General features: G+C 47.1%; 24 protein-coding genes. 19 read left to right on the forward strand and 5 right to left on the reverse strand.

All coding sequences use genetic code 11. From position 1 onward, the window contains the following. Positions 1–25 precede the first annotated feature (25 nt). Both tnpC and N4599_RS09180 read left to right on the forward strand, forming a co-directional pair. Entirely contained in the window at positions 26–1,567 is a 1,542-nt protein-coding gene (tnpC, locus tag N4599_RS09175; RefSeq protein ID WP_260898843.1) for an IS66 family transposase, read from the forward strand. A gap of 101 nt (positions 1,568–1,668) precedes the next feature. Further along, complete coding sequence (locus N4599_RS09180; protein ID WP_260899261.1) at positions 1,669–1,923, forward strand: type II toxin-antitoxin system Phd/YefM family antitoxin; 255 nt, start codon at positions 1,669–1,671, stop codon at positions 1,921–1,923. A gap of 148 nt (positions 1,924–2,071) precedes the next feature. Here N4599_RS09180 and N4599_RS09185 read toward each other — a convergent pair whose 3' ends face one another. Continuing rightward, a complete protein-coding gene (locus tag N4599_RS09185) occupies positions 2,072–3,190 on the reverse strand; it encodes an ATP-binding protein (protein WP_260899263.1) in 1,119 nt (372 codons plus the stop codon). 314 nt (positions 3,191–3,504) lie between these two features. Here N4599_RS09185 and N4599_RS09190 point away from each other — a divergent pair, with 314 nt between their 5' ends. The 10 genes from N4599_RS09190 to N4599_RS09235 all read left to right on the forward strand — a co-directional run bounded on the left by N4599_RS09190 (position 3,505) and on the right by N4599_RS09235 (position 13,055). Next, a complete protein-coding gene (locus N4599_RS09190; protein WP_260899265.1) occupies positions 3,505–4,200 on the forward strand; it encodes a GntR family transcriptional regulator in 696 nt (231 codons plus the stop codon). Between the two features lie 15 nt (positions 4,201–4,215). Continuing rightward, a complete protein-coding gene (locus N4599_RS09195) occupies positions 4,216–5,214 on the forward strand; it encodes an ADP-ribosylglycohydrolase family protein (protein WP_260899267.1) in 999 nt (332 codons plus the stop codon). A gap of 21 nt (positions 5,215–5,235) precedes the next feature. After that, positions 5,236–6,615, forward strand: a complete 1,380-nt coding sequence (locus tag N4599_RS09200) for a purine-cytosine permease family protein (RefSeq protein ID WP_260899269.1) — start codon at positions 5,236–5,238, stop codon at positions 6,613–6,615. Continuing rightward, entirely contained in the window at positions 6,608–7,489 is an 882-nt protein-coding gene (locus N4599_RS09205; protein WP_260899271.1) for a PfkB family carbohydrate kinase, read from the forward strand. Before N4599_RS09200 ends, N4599_RS09205 begins: the two co-directional genes overlap by 8 nt. 145 nt (positions 7,490–7,634) lie before the next feature. Beyond that, the gene (locus N4599_RS09210) at positions 7,635–8,489 is read left to right on the forward strand and encodes an alpha/beta hydrolase (protein WP_260899273.1); all 855 of its coding nucleotides are present in this window, start codon (positions 7,635–7,637) and stop codon (positions 8,487–8,489) included. 120 nt (positions 8,490–8,609) lie between these two features. Continuing rightward, positions 8,610–9,620, forward strand: coding sequence for a LacI family DNA-binding transcriptional regulator (locus tag N4599_RS09215; protein ID WP_260899275.1), 1,011 nt, complete (start codon positions 8,610–8,612; stop codon positions 9,618–9,620). A 219-nt stretch (positions 9,621–9,839) separates the two neighbouring features. Next, complete coding sequence (locus N4599_RS09220; RefSeq protein ID WP_260899277.1) at positions 9,840–10,580, forward strand: glutamine amidotransferase; 741 nt, start codon at positions 9,840–9,842, stop codon at positions 10,578–10,580. Between the two features lie 26 nt (positions 10,581–10,606). After that, positions 10,607–11,584: a DMT family transporter gene (locus N4599_RS09225; protein WP_260899279.1), complete on the forward strand. Its 978-nt coding sequence runs from the start codon at positions 10,607–10,609 to the stop codon at positions 11,582–11,584. Positions 11,585–11,598: 14 nt separating this feature from the next. Then, the gene (locus N4599_RS09230) at positions 11,599–12,654 is read left to right on the forward strand and encodes a linear amide C-N hydrolase (protein WP_260899281.1); all 1,056 of its coding nucleotides are present in this window, start codon (positions 11,599–11,601) and stop codon (positions 12,652–12,654) included. Between the two features lie 260 nt (positions 12,655–12,914). Then, a complete protein-coding gene (locus tag N4599_RS09235; RefSeq protein ID WP_260899283.1) occupies positions 12,915–13,055 on the forward strand; it encodes a hypothetical protein in 141 nt (46 codons plus the stop codon). Positions 13,056–13,110: 55 nt separating this feature from the next. Here the strand turns inward: N4599_RS09235 and N4599_RS09240 are convergent, their stop codons facing one another. Further along, the gene (locus N4599_RS09240; RefSeq protein ID WP_260899285.1) at positions 13,111–13,740 is read right to left on the reverse strand and encodes a sunset domain-containing protein; all 630 of its coding nucleotides are present in this window, start codon (positions 13,738–13,740) and stop codon (positions 13,111–13,113) included. Between the two features lie 169 nt (positions 13,741–13,909). On the opposite strand from N4599_RS09240, the gene N4599_RS09245 reads away from it, so the two are divergent. From N4599_RS09245 to N4599_RS09265, 5 genes are all read left to right on the forward strand, one after another. Beyond that, positions 13,910–13,984, forward strand: a complete 75-nt coding sequence (locus N4599_RS09245) for a KxYKxGKxW signal peptide domain-containing protein (protein WP_260902535.1) — start codon at positions 13,910–13,912, stop codon at positions 13,982–13,984. Positions 13,985–14,035: 51 nt separating this feature from the next. Continuing rightward, the gene (locus N4599_RS09250) at positions 14,036–14,221 is read left to right on the forward strand and encodes a hypothetical protein (protein WP_260899286.1); all 186 of its coding nucleotides are present in this window, start codon (positions 14,036–14,038) and stop codon (positions 14,219–14,221) included. Positions 14,222–14,278: 57 nt separating this feature from the next. Continuing rightward, the gene (locus tag N4599_RS09255) at positions 14,279–14,554 is read left to right on the forward strand and encodes a hypothetical protein (RefSeq protein ID WP_260899288.1); all 276 of its coding nucleotides are present in this window, start codon (positions 14,279–14,281) and stop codon (positions 14,552–14,554) included. A gap of 110 nt (positions 14,555–14,664) precedes the next feature. Next, positions 14,665–16,434, forward strand: coding sequence for a L,D-transpeptidase (locus N4599_RS09260; RefSeq protein ID WP_260899289.1), 1,770 nt, complete (start codon positions 14,665–14,667; stop codon positions 16,432–16,434). Positions 16,435–16,666: 232 nt separating this feature from the next. Further along, positions 16,667–19,111, forward strand: a complete 2,445-nt coding sequence (locus tag N4599_RS09265) for an SEC10/PgrA surface exclusion domain-containing protein (RefSeq protein WP_260899291.1) — start codon at positions 16,667–16,669, stop codon at positions 19,109–19,111. 70 nt (positions 19,112–19,181) lie between these two features. Here the strand turns inward: N4599_RS09265 and N4599_RS09270 are convergent, their stop codons facing one another. After that, complete coding sequence (locus N4599_RS09270; protein WP_260899292.1) at positions 19,182–19,706, reverse strand: hypothetical protein; 525 nt, start codon at positions 19,704–19,706, stop codon at positions 19,182–19,184. Between the two features lie 225 nt (positions 19,707–19,931). Between N4599_RS09270 and N4599_RS09275 the strand changes: the two genes are divergently transcribed. Beyond that, positions 19,932–21,074 carry an AI-2E family transporter gene (locus tag N4599_RS09275; RefSeq protein ID WP_260899294.1) on the forward strand — a complete coding sequence of 381 codons (1,143 nt, stop codon included), beginning with the start codon at positions 19,932–19,934 and terminating at the stop codon, positions 21,072–21,074. A gap of 56 nt (positions 21,075–21,130) precedes the next feature. Here N4599_RS09275 and N4599_RS09280 read toward each other — a convergent pair whose 3' ends face one another. Continuing rightward, positions 21,131–21,820, reverse strand: coding sequence for a hypothetical protein (locus N4599_RS09280; RefSeq protein ID WP_260899296.1), 690 nt, complete (start codon positions 21,818–21,820; stop codon positions 21,131–21,133). A 326-nt stretch (positions 21,821–22,146) separates the two neighbouring features. After that, complete coding sequence (locus N4599_RS09285; RefSeq protein ID WP_260899298.1) at positions 22,147–22,863, reverse strand: MucBP domain-containing protein; 717 nt, start codon at positions 22,861–22,863, stop codon at positions 22,147–22,149. Between the two features lie 139 nt (positions 22,864–23,002). Between N4599_RS09285 and N4599_RS09290 the strand changes: the two genes are divergently transcribed. After that, positions 23,003–23,599, forward strand: coding sequence for an ECF transporter S component (locus tag N4599_RS09290; protein WP_260899300.1), 597 nt, complete (start codon positions 23,003–23,005; stop codon positions 23,597–23,599). Positions 23,600–23,756 lie beyond the last annotated feature (157 nt).

Below are 23,756 nucleotides of genomic sequence, written 5' to 3' on the forward strand. Positions count from 1 at the left end.
AGGACATCAAAGGAGGTGACGCACGATGACTGATTCAGCCGAGAAGAGAATTAAACAGTTAGAAGAACAGTTGGCAGAAGCAAATAAGAAAATTGCCCAATTAATGGCAATTATTAAGCTTCAACAGAATCAAATGTTTGGGAAAAAAACTGAAGTTATTGATAAAGTAGCTGAGGGCCAACAATCACTTTTTAATGACCAAATCTTAAATCAGCTACAAGACAGCGATGTATCAATCACTGAAGTGATTGAACAAATACCAAGGAAAGTAGTGCGTCACCGCAAGCCCAAGGCAAGTGGTCAACGGACTACTTTTTTGAATAATTTGCCTCAAATTAATCATGTTATTCACCTTGAAAGTAACCTTTGTCCAGATTGTCATCAAGAAATGAAACTAATTGGAAAACATCTGTATAGTCGTGAACCAAAACTAAAGCCAGCAGAACTTTTATGTGTAAACTACTATCAGGAAAGTTATCGCTGTAAAACGTGCCACCGTCGTGGTGGCGATAAAATTGTTAGTAGTAAGATGCCACAGAGTCTCTTACCGCATAGTTATTTTTCCAGCTCAATTTTAGCGAAAGTGGCGGAATATAAGTTTAACTTGGCGTTACCATTTCATCGCCAAATTAAGCTCTGGCAAGCCTTAGGTTTGCCAGTCAAAGGGCGCCAATTAGCAACTAATATTATCAAAGTAAGTCAAACTTATTTAGAGCCCCTATATCAACGGCTACTTAATCTAACTAAGCAAGAGGCGGTTATTCATATGGATGAAACACCGTTTAAAGTAATCGATGAGCGTAATGAAACCAGCTACTTCTGGGTAACTAGAACTACCGAAGAGTTTAGTAAGCATCAAATTGCGTTGTTTCATTATTTTAATACTCGTTCGGGTAAAATAATCGGTAAGCTTATGGGGCACAATTACAATGGAGTTATTATGTGCGACGGCTATGGTGGTTATAGTAATCGACTATATCCTAGGGCAAAGTTTGGTTCATGCCTGGTTCACATTCGTCGTGAGTTTTACCGAATAACACGGCTACTGAAAAAGGAGCAGTTGAAGCATTCCAAGGCTTATCAAGTGCTAAAATTGATGCGTCCGATTTTTTATTACGAAAATCGGTTAAAGTATCATAATCAAATTGAAAAGCTTCAACAACGAAAGTTGTTGGTTAAGCCTTTAGTAGACCAACTGTATGATTATCTGGAAGAAATTAACTTTCCCCAGGGTCAATTAAAAGCAGCCATTAATAATGCCTTGAAACTTAAAAAGCGAGTATATCGAATCTTTGAAAATGGACAAATTCCATTGACCAATAATCCGGTGGAACAAACAATCAGACCATCAACTCTGATTCGTAAAAATAGTTTATTCGCTAAAAGTATTGATGGTGCACAAGCCAGTGCAGTTTACTACAGCTTAACTGCCACTGCAAAATTAAATCATTTGAATATCTATAAGTATTTTAAATACTTATTTGATCACCTACCAAACCGCGAGGACGAAGGCCTCGAGGCTTATTTGCCATGGGCAAAACAAGTACAAAGAAATTGTCATGAATAAACAAGAAGGCGTCCAAGACTAGATCAAAAAGATTCGGCCTTGGACGCCTTTTTGTCAATACGTATCAATAACGACTGCTTACGTTACATGGAGGCAATAGTATGGATAATGTAGTTAACCCAACGCAGGGCCGGAAGGATTTTTTCAAGATTATTAAGGAAGTTAATGTAAATAAGAAACCTGTGATGATCAAACCTACCAAGAGTAAGAAAAAAGGCGCAGTTATAATTGGTGAAGATGATTGGAATGCCATCCAAGAAACGCTGTTCCTGGCGAATCAAGGAGTAGATAAGCAAATCCGGGAACGGGAAAATGATGACGTAGAAGATTTCGGTAAGGCATGGAATGAGCTATGAGTAATGCTAGTTAGTAGTAATGACTAATGGCTTTCAAAACTAGTAATAATACAGTAAAGCCCAGGGAGACAGCAATTCCCTAGGCTTTTCGCTTGGCATATAGGTGTTGTAAAATTCGGCTGTTCAATGGAGCAACTCCATCCCCAAATCAATAAAATGGATTATAGCGGATCGAGTTAGGATCCTGTGTATCAGCTAGGTACTCCTTGAACAGTGGCAGCTTAAATCGGACCCGGCCATTACCCGCGGGACTAATCAGGTCCTGCTGAATCATCCGCCGCCGGTACTGGTTAACGTAGTTTTGCTGCTGTTTAGCCGACTTTTGGTAATCCATTAGACCAGCAATCTGACTTGTCGTCAGGTTATTAGCTGTTCCGACCAGGTATTCACGGTCGTGGTTGGACAAGTTATCGAAGATGATGTCGTAGCTTTGCGTGAACAGGTCCTGGATGTACAGCGGCTTAATTGCGTCAAAGGTTTGCTGACTAGCAGGCTGCTGACTAATCTTAGTGGCATTCCACAGCTTATAGCCCAGTAGTTGAAAACCAAAGGAGTAGCCACCGGTCAGTTGAGCAATTTGGTGAGAAACACCTGGGTCGAAGTTGAGGTGTTTCTGGTATTCCATTTCAATCTCGTTTAGGTTCAGCATCGTGGTTTGGATATGCCGAGCACGTTTTAAGAAGGTCAGTGTTTGGTCATGTTCAATATCGTAGATCATTTTTGGCAAACCGTCAGCGACCAAGTAAAAATTAAGGTTGTGCCGTTTTAGATTTTGCAGGAGTTGGATAAACTCTCGGGTGTTTTCCTTATGATTAAATTCATCGATAAAAATCACGACCCGCTTGTGGAGCTTAGTCAGCATTGTCATGAAATTTTCAATGTCCTGGGTCGTGTAATCCTCATTGTTCTTGCTGAAGCTAAGGCCAAAACCCATCACCGAAATTGATGAAAGCTTGTCAGTAAGAGCATGAATTTTGAAAAGGTTTTTGAGGTTGTGCCCGAAATTTTGGACCATTCGCTGGTTATTGTCGATTTCCACTACGTACGTGTTAGTCAGCTTCATCACCTGTTGTTCAATTTGGGTAAGGAGAGCTGTTTTCCCAGATCCCCGCAGACCGGTGATAAAAATGACCCGGTTCGGATCGTCGTACGCGATTGCTTGAGCAACTGACGCGGGGCTTTCAAAATCACTTTGGTAATTTGGGAGAATAATTTGTGGGGGAGTTCCGAAGCTCGGATCAAATGGATTTCGTGCGTTGTTAGTCATTTTAGTTCACCACCATTTTTACATTATTTTACATTTTGATTTTATTTTACATTCTTTTACATTTGCAGTCCACTTTTAGAACTTCGCTGTTGTACTACTGAGCATGTCTACATCAGTATTAATATACTTGCTGCAGCAAATGGGATTGCTAGGACGGTTAGACATCCTTTCATTGTTTATGGAAGGGTGTCTTTTTTATCAATTCAGTTGCCTACATTATTATTCTTTATGTTTTTTACCTCAAGAAAGCGCTTGCTATTTTGCGATTCGATGTTAATATGTACTTGAGTACTCAAGTGTTAAGGATGGTAATAATGTATTTAGATCGGAATGGTAACTTGCGCGCACAAATAGTTTCAGCAATTCAGAATGATATTTTTACTAATAGAAAGGCTGGGGATAAACTGCCCTCTGAAACAGAATATTCAAAAATGTTTGATGTCACGCGGACAACGGTGCAAAAGGCCCTAAAAGACCTTGAACAGATGAACCTGATTGAAAAGGTTCAAGGCAAAGGTTCCTTTGTCCGGCAGACTAAGCCGCGGGTCAAGCTCTTTAACTTTAAAGGCTTTTCTGACTACGCTCGCCAAATCGGTGCTGTCGCTGTTAACAGAATTATTTCGGCAGAGATTAAGCACGAAAATGGACGAGAGCTGTATGTTTTGCGCCGGTTACGACTAATTAAAGCAGATCAAAATCTGACCCCGATGACTCTTGATGAGTCAGTACTTGACTTACAACGGTTTCCCGGTTTGAACGACTATGATTTTTCTAAGCAGTCTCTGTATGAAACTATCCGGCAGGAATATAAGACTTACCCATCGACTTCACTCCTTCGGATGTCGGCCTTGTCGGCTAATCAAGAGGAAGCCAAGCTGCTCGATTGCGATGAACATTCTGCCTTGCTACAAGCAGAGGGGATCGTTCATGACCAGAATGGTGAAACGGTCGAGAGGGTAAAAGTTATTTATAGTCATTATGCAGAATTTGATTTGACGTTAGGAATGTAAGAGGAAGTGCACAGCATGAGAGATATTGATAAAATTTTGGGAGCTTTGTATGGACAGGCGATTGGCGATGCAATGGGGATGCCAACCGAGCTCTGGCCAATTCAGCAAATTCAAGCCAAGTTTGGCAAGCACATTACGACTTTTTTAGATGGTACTGAAGACAACGACATTGCGATTAACTTCAAAGCAGGCGAGTATACCGACGATACTAACCAGGCGTTTGCAATCCTGGATGCGCTCATTGAAACTAACTGGCAACCTGATACCCGAGTAATCGTTAAGCACATTATGAAATGGGCTGACCAGGTCGGCGCCTGGACCAATAATATTCTTGGACCAAGCAGTAAGGCAGCTCTGACTCTGGTTAAGGAGGGAAAAAATCCATCCGAGGTTACCAAATCGGCCCTTACAAATGGCTGTGGGATGCGGATTTCACCAATTGGAACTCTGTATGCTCCTGATCAATTGGATGAGCTGGTCAAGATGGTTTATGAAGTTACAAAGATTACACACTCAAGCGATGTTGCCATTAGCGGGGCTGCAATGGTTGCTGGTGCGGTAACGGCTGCCTTAGCAGATTATGATTGGGACAGCATTATTGCTTACGCAGAAAGAGCAAACGATGCTGGCTTCAAGCTCGGGGCGCCAACCTGGGCGGCCCATAACAAGGAACGGCTTGAAGTTGGCCTGCGGCTCGCTGAAAAATACGCTGGCGACGACGAAGCCTTTAGTCAGGCAATCTATAACACGGTGGGGACAGGGACGATGGTTTCCGAAAGCATTCCAGCAGCCGTTGCAATTGCTTATTACGCTCGAGACGTAAAAAAGAGCGCGATTATCTGTACTAATTTAGGTGGTGACACGGACACGATAGGAGCCATGGCAACTGCGATTTGCGGAGCCAAAGTTGGTGCTCAGGCAATTCCAGCTGACTGGAAGAATTTAATTGACCACAAGAATCCACAACATAATATTAAGGAGTTTGCGCAACAGATTAGCACTTTCAATGGCTAGAAAATAATGAGGTGATTTCTCATGAATAATGACTTTGTTAAAGTTCCAGAAGAAGATAAGACATTAAGTCCGGGGAAATTGTTTTACAATTGGTTTGCAGCTAATATCGGGATAATGGGTTTTGTTTATGGTGCAATTATTGTCAGCTATCGTTTGTCATTTTGGCAATCCATTACGGCAGCGTTAATTGGGGCGTTGACTTTTGCAATTCCCGGTTGGGTAGCGATGATTGGCCGGCGTGAGGGGGTAACTACCTTCAAGATGAGTCGTGCGGCGTTTGGAATTTACGGTAATAAGATTCCGAACTTTATGGCCTGGCTCAACATGGTCGGCTGGCTGGCCGTTAATGTGATTACTGGGACGCTGTTATTTTCGGCGATGCTGAAGACCATTCGAGTACCCCAAACTGGGTTTACGAAGCTGATTTGCCTGGTAATATTTGCCGGCCTGGTTATTTTATCGGGGATCTTTAAGGAAGATACCCTGGCTAAAATTCAAACCTGGCTGAGCTGGATCTTTGGCGCCCTGACCTTAGTGATGCTGATTATGTTCTTAGTGAACGCTAATTGGGATGAAGCATTTTCGATGAAATCCGGTAGTTGGGTGACCGGCTGGCTACCAGCGGTTGCCTTCGTTGCGGCGGGGTCGAGTATTTCCTGGTCAATGGCTGCCGCTGACTGGGGAGCCTATGTTCGCCCTGACACCAAGCTATCGGCCACCTTTTGGAATACTACGATGGGGGCCGCAACGCCACTGTTCATTTTAATGGCCGGCGGAATCCTGTTAAGTACGATTTCACCTAGTTTGGCAACCGCAAGCGACCCTTATCAGGTGATGTATAACGCGATTCCAAGCTGGTTTGGTTTTCTGTACTTCCTAGTTGCGGCCGGTGGAATCATTCCACAATGCCTGGTATCTTTCAGGTCCGCGCGAATCAACCTAGCGACGATTGGGATTGAAGTTACCCAGAAGACTTCCCTGATAATCCATGCTTTAATTATTGTTGTCATTTCTGTTTACGTTTTATTTATCTCCGGTAACTTCCTAACCAACTTTGAGCTCTTCTTGAACTTCCTGGGAATTTGCTTGGCCTCCTGGGTAGCCATCTTCCTGGTGGATAACGTTATTTACCGGCGGCAGGGCTACTCTGTCTTTTTGATGAAGGAAGATTCGCCGGTCCGTTATAACTGGCCGGGAATTATTTCCTGGGTTATTGCAACGGTCTTTGGCTTTCTCTTTACGTCAAATGCTGTTTATAGGGGCCCGTTTGCCCACGGAATCTTTGAAAATAACAGCAGTTTAGCGGTCTTTGTTTCGGGAATCGCCGCCATTGTCGTGATGTTTGTGCTTTCGTTGTTTGTAAAGAATGGCAAGAAGACTGGGGATGAGCAGCATGGCTAGCAAAAGTCTGATCCTGGGGGCGGCGTTTGTGGATGTCATTATGGATATTGCACAGATGCCAGAATCTGGCGGTGACGCTACCGCTAAGTTCAAGTCCAATCACGTTGGCGGCTGTGCTTTCAATGTTTACGGAGCAATTAGCCATTATTTGGGGAAGAACAGTACTGACTTACTGGTTCCCGTTGGCAACGGGCAGTATGCGGAGATTGTCCGACAAACGTTGAAGGAAAAAGGAATTCCGGTTATTTTGCATGAAAATTCGTTTGATAATGGCTGGGATCTGTGCCTGGTTGAGCCTTCGGGAGAGCGGACATTTATTACCGTTCCGGGAATTGAACAGCACTGGGATGAGTCGTGGTTTAAAGAGATTAATTTAAGCGATTACGACTACTTCTACATCAGCGGGTACGAAATGGAAGACCCCCGGGCAGCACGGGTAATCCTAAAGTGGTTGAGTGGACGGAAATCGGGGGCACGAATCCTGTTCGATGCTTCACCCCGGATTAGTCATATCGATTCCGCAACTGTGTCCGCGATTTTAAAGGCGGAGACGATTGTTAACGCGAATGAAGACGAAATCAGTTACCTGAGTAGTAAAAGAACCCTTGCTGAGCAGGCAGCTGATATTTACCGGAAGACTAAGACGCCTGTCATTGTTACTCTTGGAGCACGAGGAACATACCTTTATGACGCGGGTGGCGGACGGTCGATTCCTGCTAAGCAGGTTAAGGTCGTTAACACGATTGGCGCTGGAGATACGCATTGTGGTGGTGTATTGGCCGGCCTTCAGGAAGGAATGGCGATTGATGAAGCGGTAAAGCTCGGCAATCAGTTATCCGCAGAGGTGATTCAACAGGAAAGTGGTAGTTTATAAAGTAGAATTGCGATACTAAAGCAGCTCGTACCTGAGTTTTGGTGCGGGCTACTTGCTTTTAGGGGTTAAAACCCACCGGTTTATTAGGTTCTAATTATTTGTTACAATCAAGGCGATTGGATTAGGAATAAAGGAGTTGTTCACGATGAAGAAGACGATTGATGTACCAGCAGTTCGTGACGGTTTGTGGATGGATACCGATATTACCTACGCCCAGGTCCCAGGTTGGCTAGGCAACACTACCCGTGACCTGAAGCTGACCGTGATTTGCCACTTTCAAACGGACGATGATAAACGCTACCCAGTAATCTTTTGGTTCGCCGGTGGTGGCTGGATGGACACTGACAACAACGTCCACCTGCCGGACCTGGTTGACTTGGCCCACGCCGGCTACATAGTGGTCGGCGTCGAATACCGCGACAGCAACAAGGTCCAATTTCCCGGCCAACTGGAGGACGCTAAGGCGGCGGTTCGCTATCTGCGGGCGAATGCCGACCGTTTCCAGGCCGATCCAGACCGCTTTATCGCGATGGGGGAGTCTGCCGGCGGGCACCTGGCCAGCATGTTAGGGGTGACAAATGGCCACAAAGAATTTGACCGGGGCGCTCACCTTGATGTTTCAAGTGCTGTTCAGGCGGCGGTCCCGTTTTACGGGGTTGTGGATCCGCTGAGTGCTAAGCAGGGCAGTGTGACGGACGACTTCGACTTCGTTTACCGGAACCTACTGGGGGCGGAACCCGAAGCGGCACCAGAGTTGGACCGGGTGGCGAACCCGTTGACCTACATCGACCAGAATACCGTGCCATTCCTGATTTTCCACGGCAGTGAGGATAAGGTGGTGCCGGTGCAGGACAGTGAGCGTCTTTACGATGAATTAGCTGAGAAGCACGTCCCGGCCGATCTGTACATCCTCAAAGGGGCTGAGCACATGGACGTGAAGTTTTTGCAGCCGCAGGTCTTTAAGATTATCGAGGACTTCTTGGCAGAACATTTGAAGTAGGAGCTGCTTTTTGCCGGAAAATGAACACTCTTACGTTGCCTTAGGAAGTATCTGCTTAAGCATTTACTGGTATAATTAAACCAGTAACTAGTATTGGACTGAATTTCGATGAAATATACAATGAAAGATATTGCGCAGGCCGCGGGGGTGTCATTGAGTACGGTTTCTTTAGTGCTCAATGACCGCCCGGTCCGCGTCAGCGACAAGACCAGGAAGCGGATTAAGCAGATTGCGGCAGAAAACCACTATCAGCCTAATTCCGCGGCGGTTTCTTTAAGCCGGCACGTTAGCTATAACATTGGCTTGATTGTTCCCGACATTACCAATCCCTTTTTTGCCCAGATGACACGGGAAATCAATGAACAATTAGCGCAGCATGGCTACTCTACCTTATTTGCTGATAGCAATAATTCGGCAGAAAAGGAAAGACATATTCTTCACAACATGGTATCGCGAGGAGTTGATGGTATCCTGCTAGTGCCGTCCAACGAATTTTTCTACCAAGACATGGAGAAGCTGCAAAAGCAGATTGATGAGACCGGGAAGCCGTTCGTGCTAGTTAACGCAACTGCGGATAAATTAAGGGTTTGCTCAGTCAATTTTGATAACTTTGAGGGGGCCGCTCTCGCCACCCAGGAGCTGATTGACCATGGTCACCATAATATCGCTTTTATCCAAGGAAAAACTCAATATGTCAACGCACCAGAGCGTTACCAAGGTTATCGTCAGACGCTAGAAAAGAATGGCTTGACGTTTCATACCGACTTCCTTTATGAAGGCGACTATTCGATTGAAAGTGGGTACCAGGCAGCCAGCTCCATTATTAATAATAATGAAGTCACCGCTGTCTTGAGCTCCAGTGATATGATGCTCTTTGGAATTATCAAGTGGGCTAATGAACACCAGGTAAACGCCTTTAACCGGTTCTCAATGATTGGTTTTGATAATGATCCTTACGACGTGATTACTCAGTATCCATTGACCACAGTTGACCAGCAAATTTCCAAAATGGCTAGTGAGAGTGTCGGAGCTCTCTTAAAAATGATTGTTGCTAAAAAAATTACGCACCAGAAATTAATCGTAACTCCCGAGTTAATCAGGCGTCAGTCCGTGCGAATGATCAAAAAATAATCCTTTTGTTCGATAAAAGCGTTTACATTTCGTGATTATGTGTTATATTTAAGACGAAGTTTGCTAATGATTCTTTTAATTTGAATGTCACTTAATATCAAAATTGGTCGATTTTAAATACATTCGGATTAAAAGATTTTTTTTAGCAATTTGATAAAGCGCTTTATCACTTCAAGAATCATTTACTTACTTCAATTTTAGCTTGAAGGAGGGCTTTAGATGGCAAACGTTTTGATTGCAGGCGAATCATGGATTTCTTCGACGATTGAATATAAGGGTTATGACTCCTTTACCAGTACCAAACTTGAAAATGGGTGTGCGCACCTCATTAAAGAACTAGAAGCACATGGTCATTCAGTGACGCACTTATTTGCCCATGATGTTCCTGAACTATTTCCGTGGTCTGACAAGGAATTGGATGAATATGATGTAGTTATTCTCTCGGATATAGGTGCTAATTCTATTTTGCTTCCCGATAAGGTTTTTAATAAGGGAGAAGCAACCGTTAACCGACTTGAACTATTAAAAAGCTGGGTCTTAAACGGTGGGGCCCTGATGATGGCAGGTGGCTACCTATCATTTGCCGGCTTTGAGGGGAAAGCGCACTATCATGGGACCGCGGTAGAAGATGTTCTGCCGGTCGATATTCTTCCGTATGATGATCGGCGAGAAGTTCCACAAGGACTGCTTCCGCAGATTACTAAGACTAACCCAATTACTGAAAAGTTGGGCAAGTTCCCGCCAATTCTTGGTTATCAGTTAGCCACCCCTAAGGAAGGGAGTGAAGTTTTACTTACTGTGGATGATAATCCGTTGTTAATTACCGCAAGTTTTGGAAAAGGCAGGTCATTGGCCTATATGAGCGACATCGGTCCTCACTGGGCGTCAAATAAATTTATGGATTGGAATAATTACGGGGAGTTTTACTCCCGTTGTATTAGCTGGCTTTCTAATAACTAGGTCTGAAATGGGAAGAAGGTTTAAAAATGAATTCCTCAAACAATAGGGTAAAGAAGGACATCGTGATTCCCTTACTTGTACTAGCAACTATTTTTGCTGGAATGCTCTCACCGTTACAATCGGCTGTAAATGGTCAGCTCGGTAACACTTTGCATGGCGATGGAAATGCGGCGGCAGTCATTTCGTTTGGCTCGGGTTTAGTCGTGATGACGGTTATCATCCTCGCCCGGCATTCGACCAGGGCGCAGTTTGCCTCTATTCCGCGGAAAATGCGCGCTCATGATCTTCCGTGGTGGAACTGGATTGCTGGAATTTGCGGAGCAATGGTAGTCTTTTCTGAAGGGGCATCTGCTTCAGTCCTTGGTGTTGCCACCTTTCAAACGACGTTAATTTCCGGGCTGGTGATTTCCGGATTACTTTGTGACCGTTTTGGAATTGGGGTGGATGTAAAACAGCCGTTTAATTTTGCTCGGATCCTGGGCGCGGTATGCGCGATTGCTGCGACGATCTTGGTTGTTTCGCCAAACTGGTCAGCTCCGAAAGTAATCGGTCTTGCCGTTTTGCCGTTCTTAGCGGGAATCCTTGCTGGTTGGCAACCGGCGGGTAATTCCGCAATTGCCAAGGAAACTGGTTCAATGCTAGTGTCGATTACTTGGAATTTCATCGTTGGCTTTTCTATTCTGACGGTTATTTTGCTGGTCAGAATTGGGATGGGCCAAGTCAGTTTCGAGCTTCCCCACGTTTGGTGGATGTACTTGGGCGGACCCCTGGGGCTTTTGTCGATTGCCTTGATGGCATTGCTTGTGCGTGGACTGGGACTGCTTCTACTGGGCTTGGCTTCGACTGCTGGTCAGCTGATTGGTTCAGTCTTGATGGATTTGCTGATTCCCCAACTTGGTGCTCATGTGTATATGGTAACTGTATTGGGAGCGTTAGTAGCCCTGATTGGTGCCGGAATTGCAATGATCCCTTCGCAAAAAGAAGCGGAATCTACGAATAATTAAGGAGGTGGCTGCAGATGGCTTGTACCGGAATAGAATTAGTTAGCAAGCAGGGGAATCCCTTTTGGGGACGAACCCAGGATTTTGAACAGCATTTTGAATATTCAGGAGTCAAGATTCCCAAGGGTTACAATTTCTCATCAATGTCTTCGCCTTTTATTACTCAGCAAGCGGTGATGGGAATTGTCTGGGCGAAGGACTTGCATAAGTCCCCCGTCTTATTGGATGGAATTAATGAAAGTGGTATTTGTGGCGGTTCATTTTATTTTGATCATTTCTATCGCTATGTATCTACGAAAGAAGTTAAGGATAGTGGCAAGACGCCGATCCGGGGCGAGGAAATTTGTAGTTGGATTTTAACTCATTACGGCAGTTTAGATGAGATTAAAGAAAAATTGAATCAGGACGTGGGGGTTACGAATGAAGCTGGACCAATGATGGGGATGTCGGTACCTCAGCATTGTGTCTTTGTTGACAAAACTGGTCGTTCAATCGTTGTGGAGCCTTCTGTCCCCAATGGATTTAAGATTTACGAGAATAGACTGGGCGTGTTCACGAATGCGCCGACCTTTGATTGGCAGATTAATAATGTCAAACTATGGTTAGAACGCACAACTGGGCGTAGCTATGATTACAAGATGGATGAAGAAATTGAGCCAATTGCAATGGATGAGGCGACTAGCGGCATGGTTGGCATTCCAGCGGATTATAAACCAGAGTCACGCTTTCTGCGGGCAGCGTTTGCTAAATTACTTTCTCCGACGGTAAGTGATAACGAAGCGCTTAACCAAATTTTTCAATTGATCACAACGGTTAACACACCGAAAGGCTCGCTAAGAATAGGCGGTAATGAGAAAACAATTTATGCCTGGACGCAGTATACTTCTGGCTATGATATTCGGCACAAAAAGCTATTTGCCTTCACCTACGATAACCGTAATTTGCGAGAACTAGATTGGGGAGATACCGCAGATTGGGGTAATCAGCTTAGCTTCTTCTCGTTTATTGCTCCACAAAAGACGGTGCCATTTATCGCAAAGAATAGCTGGAAAGAAGGTGAAAACACCCTTTAAGACAACTGTTTAATCTAAAATAAACACGCCCAAGCGAGATTATTACCCCTTAAATCTCGCTTGGGCGTGTTGTGGTGATTTGACGAAGTTGGCCTATAGTGGATTACTATGACTGTGAAGATGCGTTGAGGAAGAACGTCCGATGTTTTAACTGTTTCGAAAATAATTAAAAACGTTCACAAGGAGTGCAATAATTTGCATCAGCCAATTTTTGGCGACTGAAAAAAAGGATTAAGGCCGACCGCCGCTCACCAGGAGTGGTGTGCGAAGTATCTCGCCGGTCAATGCTGACGATTCTTGTCCAGCTACTAGGCCAGCAAGTCATTACGCCAGCCGACCTAGTTGACTTTAGTCCCGAGTTGAGAGCGCAAGTTGACGACCTCAGTAATCTATATAATTAAGCAGAAAACAACCAAGCCCGCTACTGGCATACCAGCAACGAGCTTGGTTTGTTTTTTAACGGAGTGCTTTCCGGTATCCGGTGGCCTGCGCTTCCGCTTCTGAGTTAAAGTACACGGCATTGCCAGAGTTCATCCGGTACCCCTGCTGGCCCGGTGTGTGGTAAACCATCGTCCGGCTGTTACCGACAATGGTTCCCGCTTGGTCGGTCGTCATATCGCCATTATTATGCAGGTTTGCGTTACGATTCTCCGTAGTGGTTGAGATGTCGGTGCTACTGGTGCGCTCACTAGCAGCATATTCGGTTGATTCGGTATCCTCACTGCTATCTTCAATGGATTCTGAATCGAAGTCATCCTTATCCTCATCATCGTCACTCGAATTATCAGTAGAACTACTGTCAGCATGCTTATGGGTAGTTTTAGCACTGCTGCTTGCTGCTTCATGGTGGCTAGTTTGTTGACCACCAGAAAGGGTCCCTGTAAAACCAAAGCACAAGACCATCGCGACCACTGCCGGGAGCAACCGTTTCTTCAGCAGTGTTTGCCGGTTATTCTTATCGCGCACGGCTTGATAAAGAAAGTAGCCGCTGGCACAGAGGGCAACGATTCCGCCTACAACTAAAAAGAACTTGATAAATGCAAAGAAAATAACCAAACCAATAATAGTAATAACTGTATTTCTCATTCTCTTCCTCCCGAATAAACAAAATATTTTTTCATTATACGGAAATATTATTGTGATGAAAATGCTAAAATTTAACTGAATAAATCAGCAGATAGTAGAAAGTTGCCATATTAAGGCCCGGGTCATTGTATAATATGGGTGATTATCATTAGGGGAGGACTATGAATCCATGAAGGAACATAAGAAACTGCATAAGCATGGAAAATTGTGGGTCACGGCCACGATTTTCGCCGTGACGTTGTGAATCCCAGTCGGTACCAGTCAAGCTCAGGCTGCCACTGACCCGGCAACGATCATGCCAGCTGTCCAGCAAGTCGGTCAAGCTACTACGGGTGGGGGTCAAAATGGGAGGGAGACCAACCAGCAACCTTCTGCCACTACACCTCAGCGGGATGCTAACCAGGGTACTGCTGTAGCCAGCCAGGCAACTACTGACCAGGCTAACATCAACCCGAATGACCATGCAACTATGGCTGGCTAGACCAGACGAAGCTGGACTCAGATGGTAGCCTGAACGTCAGTGGCTGGCACGCAACGAATGAATCGCAAGGCCGGCAGTACCACTACATCATTGCCTTTGATCCAATTCACCGGACGGAAATCGCACGGCAAGGTGTCACCGAAACCGCTACCAAGCGTCCGGATGTTGCTCAAGTCCACCCGGTTGCTGGTGCTGCGCAGTCCGGCTTTAACGCCAGCTTTGATCTTAGCCAGCAACTGGCAAATCTTAGTCAAGTTCAAATTATCAGTCGGTATACTGATGATCCTACTGGGAACGGTAATGCGGCGGACTACTGGTTTGCGCCAATCGTAATTGACCGTGCCAATCGCGCGAGCCTTGATTTAGCTACCGCAATTGACGGCCAGCTAGTAGTAGCTGGTTGGCATGCTAGCAACGCGGCCGCGGGCAAGAATCACCACTACGTGATCTTCTTTGACCGGACGATCAACAGTGAAATCGGGCGGGGTGAGGTCAAACCCATTGCACGTCCGGACGTCGCCAGAGCCGTTCCCGACGTTTACCATGCCGACCAATCTGGTTTTACAGCTAAAATTGCGTTAAATAAAGTTAACCTGAACCACCAGATTCAGATCATCAGCCGCTATAGTGCTAGTGCGGATGGCAACAGCGACTACCTGGATTACTGGTTTAACTCAATTACCGGTGCTAACCAAGTCAACCAGGGCTGGTTGGATAGCTTCAACCTCAGTGACGGTCAACGCTTGAGCTTTGCTGGTTGGCACGCTAGCGGTTTAGCACCGTTTGAGAATAACCACTTTGGAATCCTTTACGATTTGACGGCGAACTCTCAGGTCGCCGTTGTCAAGACAAGTCTGGCCAATCGCCCAGATATTGCCCGCTTGTTGCCAAACGTTCCAGAATCTGGACAGGCTGGCTTTAGCGGTCAAATTGATTTGGCGGGGCTAAACCTGCAACCTGGTCACCAGTACACGCTCGTCAGTCGGTATTCCACCAGTAACGACGGCAACGGTGGCGGTGGGCAGTATAGTGACTACTGGTCACCGGCTTTTACGTTGAACCAACACGCTTTTTATATTGATGGCCTCCAGATGACCGAGCAGGGGCTGCGGGTCAATGGTTGGCTCGTCAGTGACCAATCGCTTACGAAGACTCATCCATACCTCATTGTCCTGAACAACGGCAAGGAAGTTAACCGGGCGGCGCTCACCTTCACCAGTCGGCCTGATGTTGCTAAGGCTTATGGTCAGGTTTATAACAGTGCTAACAGCGGCTTTTCGACCTTAGTCAAGTTAGACCCGGCCCAAGTCAATGGCAATATCCAGCTGATTCTTCGCTTCTCAGATGATCCAGCTGGTAATGGCAACTACGACGACCAGTACAGTCAAACTTATGCTTCGAACGCTGGCAATTTTGACGCCATCCAAGTTAATGCTACCGGTATTTACGTCAGTGGTTGGCACGCTAGCAATCAGGCTGTTGGTAAGCCGTATCAGTATCTGATTTTTGTCGACCAAAATGGTCATGAATTATACCGGCAGGAGGTCTTAGACAAAAACCGCACCCGGGGAGATGTTGCCAAGGCAGAGCCGGCAATCTACAACAGTGGCAAGTCTGGTTACCAGCTTGGCTTCAATATTCCAAACCAGCTCAACCACCACATGGTGCGGATTATCCACCGGATTACCGACGACAAATACGGGAACGGCAACGCGGTCGACGAATGGTCCGGCTTAGTTTCCATCAATGCGATGCGGACACCGATCGACTACCGACAGCCGTCTGAATACTTTGACTACCCGAACTTGAGCCAGCTCAACAACTTCTGGATCCATGTCCGGATCGGCCAAAACCGGGTCTACCTGATGAACAACAATGACGTGGTTTACACAATGTACTGTACCGCTGGCTACTACCAAAACGGGGTCAGCACCACGCCCCTTGGAACCTACTACATCCAGGCCGAGCGGGGCAACAGCTTCTACAACGGTGCCTTGGGTGAGGGGGCTAACTACTGGACGTCCTTCCTTAACCACGGGGAATACCTCTTCCACACGGTTCCGACTGACCGCTGGGGCAACTACAAACCATACGAAGCCTCACAACTGGGCATCAACCAAGGTTCCCACGGCTGTATCCGGCTCTCTGTTCCCGATGCCTACTGGATTATGCACAACGTTCCAACTGGCACCCGGGTTGTTATTGATAATTAATTACTTTTACAGAGAGAGTGAAAAAAGCACCGAAAATCCACGCTGATTTTCGGTGCTTGTCTTTTCGCCGCGCAGCCTATTTGGGAGTGGTCCAGTGTTTGAATTGCCAGCCTGCGACTACGCTGGGGTATCATTATCCATAAAACGGCTAAGAGACGGAGGTTATTCCCACTCCCATTTCGCTTGAACTCATAGTAAAATATTACAAGATTCACATGAGGGGGAGCATTTAATGAACACTACGGTTGCTAAACTAATCGCTACGGCGGCGGTTACAACCTTTGGCTTGACGCTGATCACCACGGGCGCTCGGGCCGATGATGTTACCGTCAGTACGACAGCCAACCAGCCAACTACTATCCAGTCCACAACAACTAATCTAAATCTCTATTCCAAAAACTTGTCCCGGGTCCAGGCTACCCAGGCAATTAACTTTCCGGCCGGCTACACCCTCGACGCAGTTCGTAATGTCAATAGCCAGGCGGCGGCCAATGCCTTCGAGCAGACCGCCCAGCAGGGAATTTACAATAATAACTACCAGTCCAACCGACTCGCGGCCACCCAGGCGGTTGACCTAAACAGCCTGACCGCTGACCAGGTCAGCCAGCTTAACCAGTACGGGCTTAACCTTGTCAACCGGGCCCGGGCTGAATTTGGCCTAGAGCCATTTACCCAGGATGCCGGAACCATTAACCAGGTACGAGCAATGGCCCTTGAGTACCAGTTTCGTGACGAGTCCCTCCTCAATGGTCACTGGCACGATTACGAAATCCTGCAGGGTCAGTCCGAAAACATCGCGGCCCATCAGGTTTATGTGGATAATATTCCAAACCTGGCGGCGCGACCATTTGCCAGCGCGGTGGGAACCGACTTCGTGAACGTCAATGCAGTGCCGCTATTTACCATTAAGACGATGGATGACCTGCAAGCCTGTGTTTACTATGGCTTGATGGGGATGTTCTTCAACGACGCTGGCGACCTCTTCGGCCACGCCCAGAACTTCCTGACGGTCCAGCAGCCAATCACGACCCTGGCCCTGTACCCATCCCTGACCTACGCGACGGGGAGGGGAACATGGTCAAACGGGATCCCATTTACTTTCCGGCTGGAAAATGTCGATATGCACTATATCTGGACGACCGGGACCAACTATAACCGGGATGACTTCAGTAACCAGGGAACGGTCACTCCAGACTGGGACCGGACTGATAATGGCAACTACGCCTACTTGGATGGAGCCTTTATCACCAGTTCTGGTCAGCTCGTGGCGACTGGCTGGCACGCGACCAATGCCTCCCAGGGGCGCCCTTACCACTACCTGATTGCACTCGACCAGAATGGACACGAGCTTCAGCGGGTGATCACCAACCGGGTTGACCGTCCCGATGTTCAGCGAGCTCATAACGTCTATGACGCGGCCAAGGCAGGTTTTTCAACCAAGCTTGATCTGGCAAACCAGCTTGCTAATGTGACCAGTATCCGCTTGATCAGCCGGTATAGTGGTAGCGCGGATGGCAACAGCGATTACGTAGATTATTGGTTTGCGCCGCTCTCGGTGGACCAGGGGAACTATGCCAATCTGGATGGTGCCACGGTGGTGGGTGACCAGCTCCAGCTCAGCGGTTGGCACGCCAGCAACCAAGCGTCTGGAAAGGCGTACCACTACATCATTATTTTGAATAATGGTCGCGAAGTGGGGCGGCGGTTGGTGTCAGCAGGTACCAACCGGCCGGACGTGGCTAACGTTTACGGCCACATCGCTGGCGCTGGGCAGTCCGGCTTTAGTGTGAACTTTGACTTGGCCGCACTCAACTTTAATCAGCGGCTCCAGGTATTGAGTCGCTACACAGACGACCCCGCCGGCAACGGCAACGCTGTCGACTACTGGTTTACGCCGCTGACGGATGGCCAGTACAGTAACCAGGCTTACCTGGATAACTTTACAGTCGGCAATGGACGGCTGAAAATTGCTGGTTGGCACGCGAACGGGGTCAGCCGGTTTGAACAGCACCACTTCATCATCCTGTTCGATGTGACGGTGAACCGTCAGGTAGAATCGTACCTGGTTATCGCTGCCGCCCGGCCCGATGTTCAACGAGCTTACCCGGGAGTTGCCAACGCCGGGCAGTCTGGCTTTGAGCTAACCTTAAACCTGACGGAACTCAACCTGATTCCCGGGCACCGCTACGTGATTGTCAGCCGCTATTCTAGTAGTGCTGACGGCAACGGGAATGGTAACGGCAGCCAGTACACCGACTACTGGTTCACACCCCAGAAATTATTGTCACAGAAGGAAGCAGGGTACGTAGACCAGCACGTCCTTCGTCAGGCTAATGACCAAGCTAAGTTGACAGTTGCTGGCTGGCGGGTCACTAACTTGGCTCGTGGCTACCACACCCTGATCCTGTTCGATAACACGCGGGGCCGGGAGCTGGCCCGGCAGACGATTGCCGACACGCCAACAGGTTTGGCCCGGCCAGATATCATGCGGTTGTACGGACGGCAGTATCTGAATGCTGCGCACGCCGGCTTTACAGGAACGATAACTTTACCAGTAGGGTGGCCGCAGGGGGATGACTATACGATAATTAGCCGTTATACCCCGACCCCCGATGCAAACCGTGACTACGTGGATGTTTTCTACCACTTGGGAAGCTTACAATTTGAACAACTTTAATGGAACACAAAAAGCCGCTCGAGAAAATTCCCGAGCGGCTTTTTGCGGAATGCTATTATTAGGTCACCGGTTAGTGGTGGCTAACAACCGCATTGCTTGGCAGTTGACCAGACCAGTCTTGGTATTGAACCTGTGAACTGCCCTTGGCAGTGTAACGATCCATCCCGTCGCTATCAACGTGGTGGGTAACACCCTGAGCGTCAGTCCAGCTGGCAACATCACCTAAGCCGAGTTGGATGTTTTGGTTTTCCTTCACGCTGCTGGATGATTCTTGGGCAGCCTTTGCAGGAGCAGCAACAGCACTGGCATTAGCACTTCTCGTGGAAGCAATAGTGCTGCTTGCTGCTTGGCTGCTAGCCTGCTTGGAAACCGTACTTGCGGAGCTGCTGTTATTCGAAGTTATCTTTTGTTCGCTAGTACTTTCCTTAGCTGCTGCCTTGTCGCTAGCTTTCTTATGGTTCTGCTTAACGACCTGGGCGCTTTGCGCTTCGTGACTCTTGTGGGTCGTAGTTGCACTATTGGCAGCGCAACCGCCTAACCCTAACGCAAGCATAACAACTAATGAACTCTTTAAGACCTTTTGATTTAACTTCATAATAATAGCACCCCTTCCGCAATGTTTTTTAACATTGTTCTTTTCTTTCAATAGTTATATTGTAACACGGTTGAAATATTTATGTAACCTTTTAGACAATAAAATGTCAATTTATTTCAAACTTAGTCATTTTTCGTAATAAATGTTTAATGAGCTGGTGATTACGACCAGAAAAGGGGACCTAAGCTATCTTTTCGGTGGTAAAAGGCTTACTATATTATACGAATGCTTAACGAGAAACGAGGAGAAAACGTGAAAGAAAAATACTACCATTGGCTCTTTTGGCCGAGCCTACTACTGGTGATCGCGGCTCTGATTTGGGTGTGCACCAAGATCCAGTTTATTTTCCAGCCCTTTCTTACCTTTATTTCAGTAGTCTTTGTGCCATTGATTTTGTCGGGTTTTCTTTATTACATGCTCAACCCGATTTTGAAATTATTACTGAAAGTCCGTCTGGGTCGCTTTCGCCTTAACCGGGGCGTTGCTAGCTTGCTGCTGGTTTTAATGCTGATTTTGATTATCTGTGGCGGCCTGGCAATGTTGATTCCGCCAGTGGTCAAGGAAATTACGAGTCTGGTGGCCCACTTGCCACAGACGGCGAGCGGCTTGCAACGGCAGCTGAATGATACGATCCAGCATTCGCCTCTGAAAAATATCGACCTGACGGCTTACTACCGGCAGTTTGATCACCAGCTTGCAAATTATGCCCAGGTGGTCCTCAAGGGTCTATCATCGCGGATTGGCGACGTCATTAATGCGGTGACGAATATTACGGTTGTGACCATCACGGTGCCAGTAATGCTCTTCTATATGCTGAAGGATGGGTCCAAACTGGGGCCAAGCATCCAGAAGTGGCTATCACCGCACCACGCTAAGGAAGTCGACCAGCTGCTGGGGAAGATGAATGATACCCTGTCTTCCTACATTGCGGGGCAGGTAATTGAGTGCTTGTTTGTGGCCGTCTTTACCTCGCTGGGCTACCTGTTGATCCACCAGCCGTTGGCCCTGGTGCTCGGGATTGTTGCCGGTCTGTGCAACATTATTCCCTATATCGGTCCTTATATTGGAATCGCGCCGGCACTCTTTGTGTCACTGACGATGGCTCCGCAGAAGCTGATTTTGGTTATCATTGTGGTTATTGTGGTCCAGCAAATCGACGGGAACGTGATTTACCCGAATATTATCGGGAAGACGCTCCAAATTCACCCGTTGACAATCATCCTGCTCTTGCTTGCAGCGGGCCACATCGCGGGAATTGCGGGAATGATTCTCTGCATCCCGTTCTACGCCGTCCTCAAGACGATTGCGGAATACTTCTTTGATATTTACCGGATTGAACACCCGGTAAAGGATGAAACAAAAGAATAATAAAAGAAGCAGTTAGATGGACATTCCGTCTAACTGCTTCTTTATCTTTAAATGGGTTAATTCATGCGGTTAACAACCCCGTGGTTCGGGTTGGCGTTAATCTGGTTGTCGAAGTTAACTACCCATTGGTAACCGCCATCATGGTAGTGGAGGTTGAATTCCCGACTATCATATTGAACAGCTTGGCCTGGAATCGGGTCATAGCGATATTCATTGGTAATCGTGCCATTGTTGTGGTTGATGATATCAGACATATCCCAATCAACGTTATGGGTCCGTCCTTGCTCATCGTTCCAAACCCAGTAGTAGAAAAACGGTGCCGGTAATTCTTGTTCGTCATTGTTATTAACTGCTTGCTGGGTGTTTTGTTCAGGCCGCACAAGCTGATTGCTTTGGTTAGCATTAGTTTGGCCTGCGACAGGAGCCTGGTTGCCGGAAGCTACCGCGTTGCTGTTAGCGAGTGCTGGATTAATAACGCTGGCTGGCTGATTTACGTTTGCATAGCTCGCGGGGGTCTCAATGGCCGCCTGGTTAGCAGTGGCCTGGTTGCTTTCCTGCTTAGTGCTTGGCTGGTCAGTGCTATCGTTAGCGGCTTTCTTATGGTTATTTGCTTTCGTGACCTTTGCGGAAGTTGGCTCGTGGCTAGTCTTATGCGTGCTGGCACTATTATTGGCCGCACAGCCACCAAGTCCGAGTGCGAGTAATAATACTAATGAACTATTGATAATGGCTTTATTTAATCTCATTATAAACACCCCTTTAACCGCAGGAGGCATTACTACTTCTTGTTTACACTATTATTGTAACATATCAGCAATTAAAATGTAATGTTTTTGTAATAAAAATCATAAAAAGAGAGAATACTAGCTCGGCTAGTTCACCATCCTGTTTTCGCACGGGCACTGCGCTACGGTTTTCCTTTAAAATAAAAGAGGCTGGGAATTAACTCAACCTCTTTAATATTTTAAAGTTAGTAATGCCTCAGTGCAGCAAGCCTTCCTACAGGCTATCTGCGCGTCGACGGAGGTGGGACGACGAACTAGACAAGCTAGTTCTGTCCCACTCTCATACTTTAATCTTCTTGATTATCGACAATGACGTAGTTTCCAGTGATGAAGCGCTGGTCGCCAATTTGGTACCAGGTAATTTCGCCATTATCATCTAACTTACCGCTGATGCTGACCCGTTTACCATCGGGGATGGTCGCGACCTTTTTGCCATAGGGGGCGTCATAGACATCGATTTCCCGGTTCGGCAGGTAATCCACGGTTCCCTGAACGTTCTTTAGCGGTAGGATTGTTAACTGATCCGCCAGTGTGGAAGGCTGGTGATCATTATTTTGGTAGGGATTGGTGATGACGCGCATCCCCTGGTAGCGAACCCACTGGTCGGCGCCCAGCTCGTACCAGGTGTCACCATTTTCGGTATTGACCCGGTGAAAGGCCTTAACAACAATTCCGGCGGGGAGGGGGATGTCAATTGGCAAGCCCTTGACGTTATCGTAGACCGTGGCTGCCTGGTCGATTTGCAGGTAGGTATCAACGGCTTCGACTTCCTGCCAGTTGTCCTTCCGATAATAGAACTTGACGTCCTTGCGCTGCATGTTAAAAGTGCCATCGGTCGCACCGTCGACGTCGACATAGCGGTAGCGGGGAAAGTTTTTCCGTTCAACGTGGTACTTGCAGCCGGCGACGCCCCGCATCAGTTGGGGGACCATTAAGTTCTCACCAGTGTCAATATCAAGGTAGTACACCCAAATTGGGTTGCCAGTTTTCAAAGGTTCTAACACGATTCCCACCTCATTGTAAAAGATAATTAATTTAATTATACCGCATTTTGGCCCTTAGTCCCTGAGAAGTCAGAAACTAGCCAACTTTATTTCCGTTTGCTAAAATAGTTTCAGTAAATTTACAAAAGGGGATAACCAGATGAAACGCCGCCAACAGATCCAGCGAAGCACCATTCGCTCAATTTTGATTGCGATTATTATTTTACAAGACTTCGTACCATTTTTAGGGAACATTCCGGTTGGCCCACTGAGTATTACAACCATGCACGTAACCGTGATTATTGCGGCAATCGTGGTTGGACCGGTAGATGGTGCCATTATCGGCGGGGTCTGGGGAATTCTGACCTGGGTCCGGGCCTTCGTCGCACCGTCAAGCCCCCTGGCCCCCCTGGTCATGATTAACCCCCTGGTTTCGGTGGTGCCGCGAATCATGATTGGGTTGGTAGCGGGTTACCTTTACCGTTGGCTGGCCCGCCTGAGTAAGCAGCCCCGGCTAGCGATGATTCTTGCGGGAATCGCTGGCAGCCTAACGAACACCGGCCTTGTCTTGGGAGCAATCGCAATCTTTTACCGGACTCCGGCTGTGGCACGGGCCTATGGAGTTAACGTTGCTCACTTGCTGCCTGCTCTTGAAACGATCATGGCGACGAATGGACTGGCTGAGCTAGTTTTTGCCGCTATCGTGGTGCCACTGGTTGCTTACCCGGTCTTGGAAGTGCGCCGGCGATTAGGATAGGAAAAAGGGCTATGACATAAGTACTATTACTTAGATAAAAGACGAACAGCGCAGTACACAAAGGGGCTTCAGTGCTCGGTAAAGCCGAACGCTGAAGCCCTCTTTGTGCTTTCTAAAGACTAGCTGCGCGTCGACGGGGGCTCGAAAACGAAGCCGA

It is taken from the genome of Limosilactobacillus oris, from assembly GCF_025311495.1.
In the GTDB taxonomy this organism is placed as follows: domain Bacteria; phylum Bacillota; class Bacilli; order Lactobacillales; family Lactobacillaceae; genus Limosilactobacillus; species Limosilactobacillus oris_A.

Bases quoted from the DNA above. Each gene is read 5' to 3' on its own strand.
- N4599_RS09225 (WP_260899279.1), top strand. From the start codon at position 10,607: ATGAATTCCTCAAACAATAGGGTAAAGAAGGACATCGTGATTCCCTTA.
- N4599_RS09240 (WP_260899285.1), bottom strand. From the start codon at position 13,740: ATGAGAAATACAGTTATTACTATTATTGGTTTGGTTATTTTCTTTGCA.
- N4599_RS09200 (WP_260899269.1), top strand. From the start codon at position 5,236: ATGAATAATGACTTTGTTAAAGTTCCAGAAGAAGATAAGACATTAAGT.
- N4599_RS09255 (WP_260899288.1), top strand. From the start codon at position 14,279: ATGAATCGCAAGGCCGGCAGTACCACTACATCATTGCCTTTGATCCAA.
- N4599_RS09250 (WP_260899286.1), top strand. From the start codon at position 14,036: ATGCCAGCTGTCCAGCAAGTCGGTCAAGCTACTACGGGTGGGGGTCAA.
- N4599_RS09185 (WP_260899263.1), bottom strand. From the start codon at position 3,190: ATGACTAACAACGCACGAAATCCATTTGATCCGAGCTTCGGAACTCCC.
- N4599_RS09220 (WP_260899277.1), top strand. From the start codon at position 9,840: ATGGCAAACGTTTTGATTGCAGGCGAATCATGGATTTCTTCGACGATT.
- N4599_RS09190 (WP_260899265.1), top strand. From the start codon at position 3,505: ATGTATTTAGATCGGAATGGTAACTTGCGCGCACAAATAGTTTCAGCA.
- tnpC (WP_260898843.1), top strand. From the start codon at position 26: ATGACTGATTCAGCCGAGAAGAGAATTAAACAGTTAGAAGAACAGTTG.
- N4599_RS09210 (WP_260899273.1), top strand. From the start codon at position 7,635: ATGAAGAAGACGATTGATGTACCAGCAGTTCGTGACGGTTTGTGGATG.
- N4599_RS09205 (WP_260899271.1), top strand. From the start codon at position 6,608: ATGGCTAGCAAAAGTCTGATCCTGGGGGCGGCGTTTGTGGATGTCATT.
- N4599_RS09280 (WP_260899296.1), bottom strand. From the start codon at position 21,820: ATGAGATTAAATAAAGCCATTATCAATAGTTCATTAGTATTATTACTC.
- N4599_RS09270 (WP_260899292.1), bottom strand. From the start codon at position 19,706: ATGAAGTTAAATCAAAAGGTCTTAAAGAGTTCATTAGTTGTTATGCTT.
- N4599_RS09265 (WP_260899291.1), top strand. From the start codon at position 16,667: ATGAACACTACGGTTGCTAAACTAATCGCTACGGCGGCGGTTACAACC.
- N4599_RS09180 (WP_260899261.1), top strand. From the start codon at position 1,669: ATGGATAATGTAGTTAACCCAACGCAGGGCCGGAAGGATTTTTTCAAG.
- N4599_RS09230 (WP_260899281.1), top strand. From the start codon at position 11,599: ATGGCTTGTACCGGAATAGAATTAGTTAGCAAGCAGGGGAATCCCTTT.
- N4599_RS09195 (WP_260899267.1), top strand. From the start codon at position 4,216: ATGAGAGATATTGATAAAATTTTGGGAGCTTTGTATGGACAGGCGATT.
- N4599_RS09290 (WP_260899300.1), top strand. From the start codon at position 23,003: ATGAAACGCCGCCAACAGATCCAGCGAAGCACCATTCGCTCAATTTTG.
- N4599_RS09275 (WP_260899294.1), top strand. From the start codon at position 19,932: ATGCTTAACGAGAAACGAGGAGAAAACGTGAAAGAAAAATACTACCAT.
- N4599_RS09215 (WP_260899275.1), top strand. From the start codon at position 8,610: ATGAAAGATATTGCGCAGGCCGCGGGGGTGTCATTGAGTACGGTTTCT.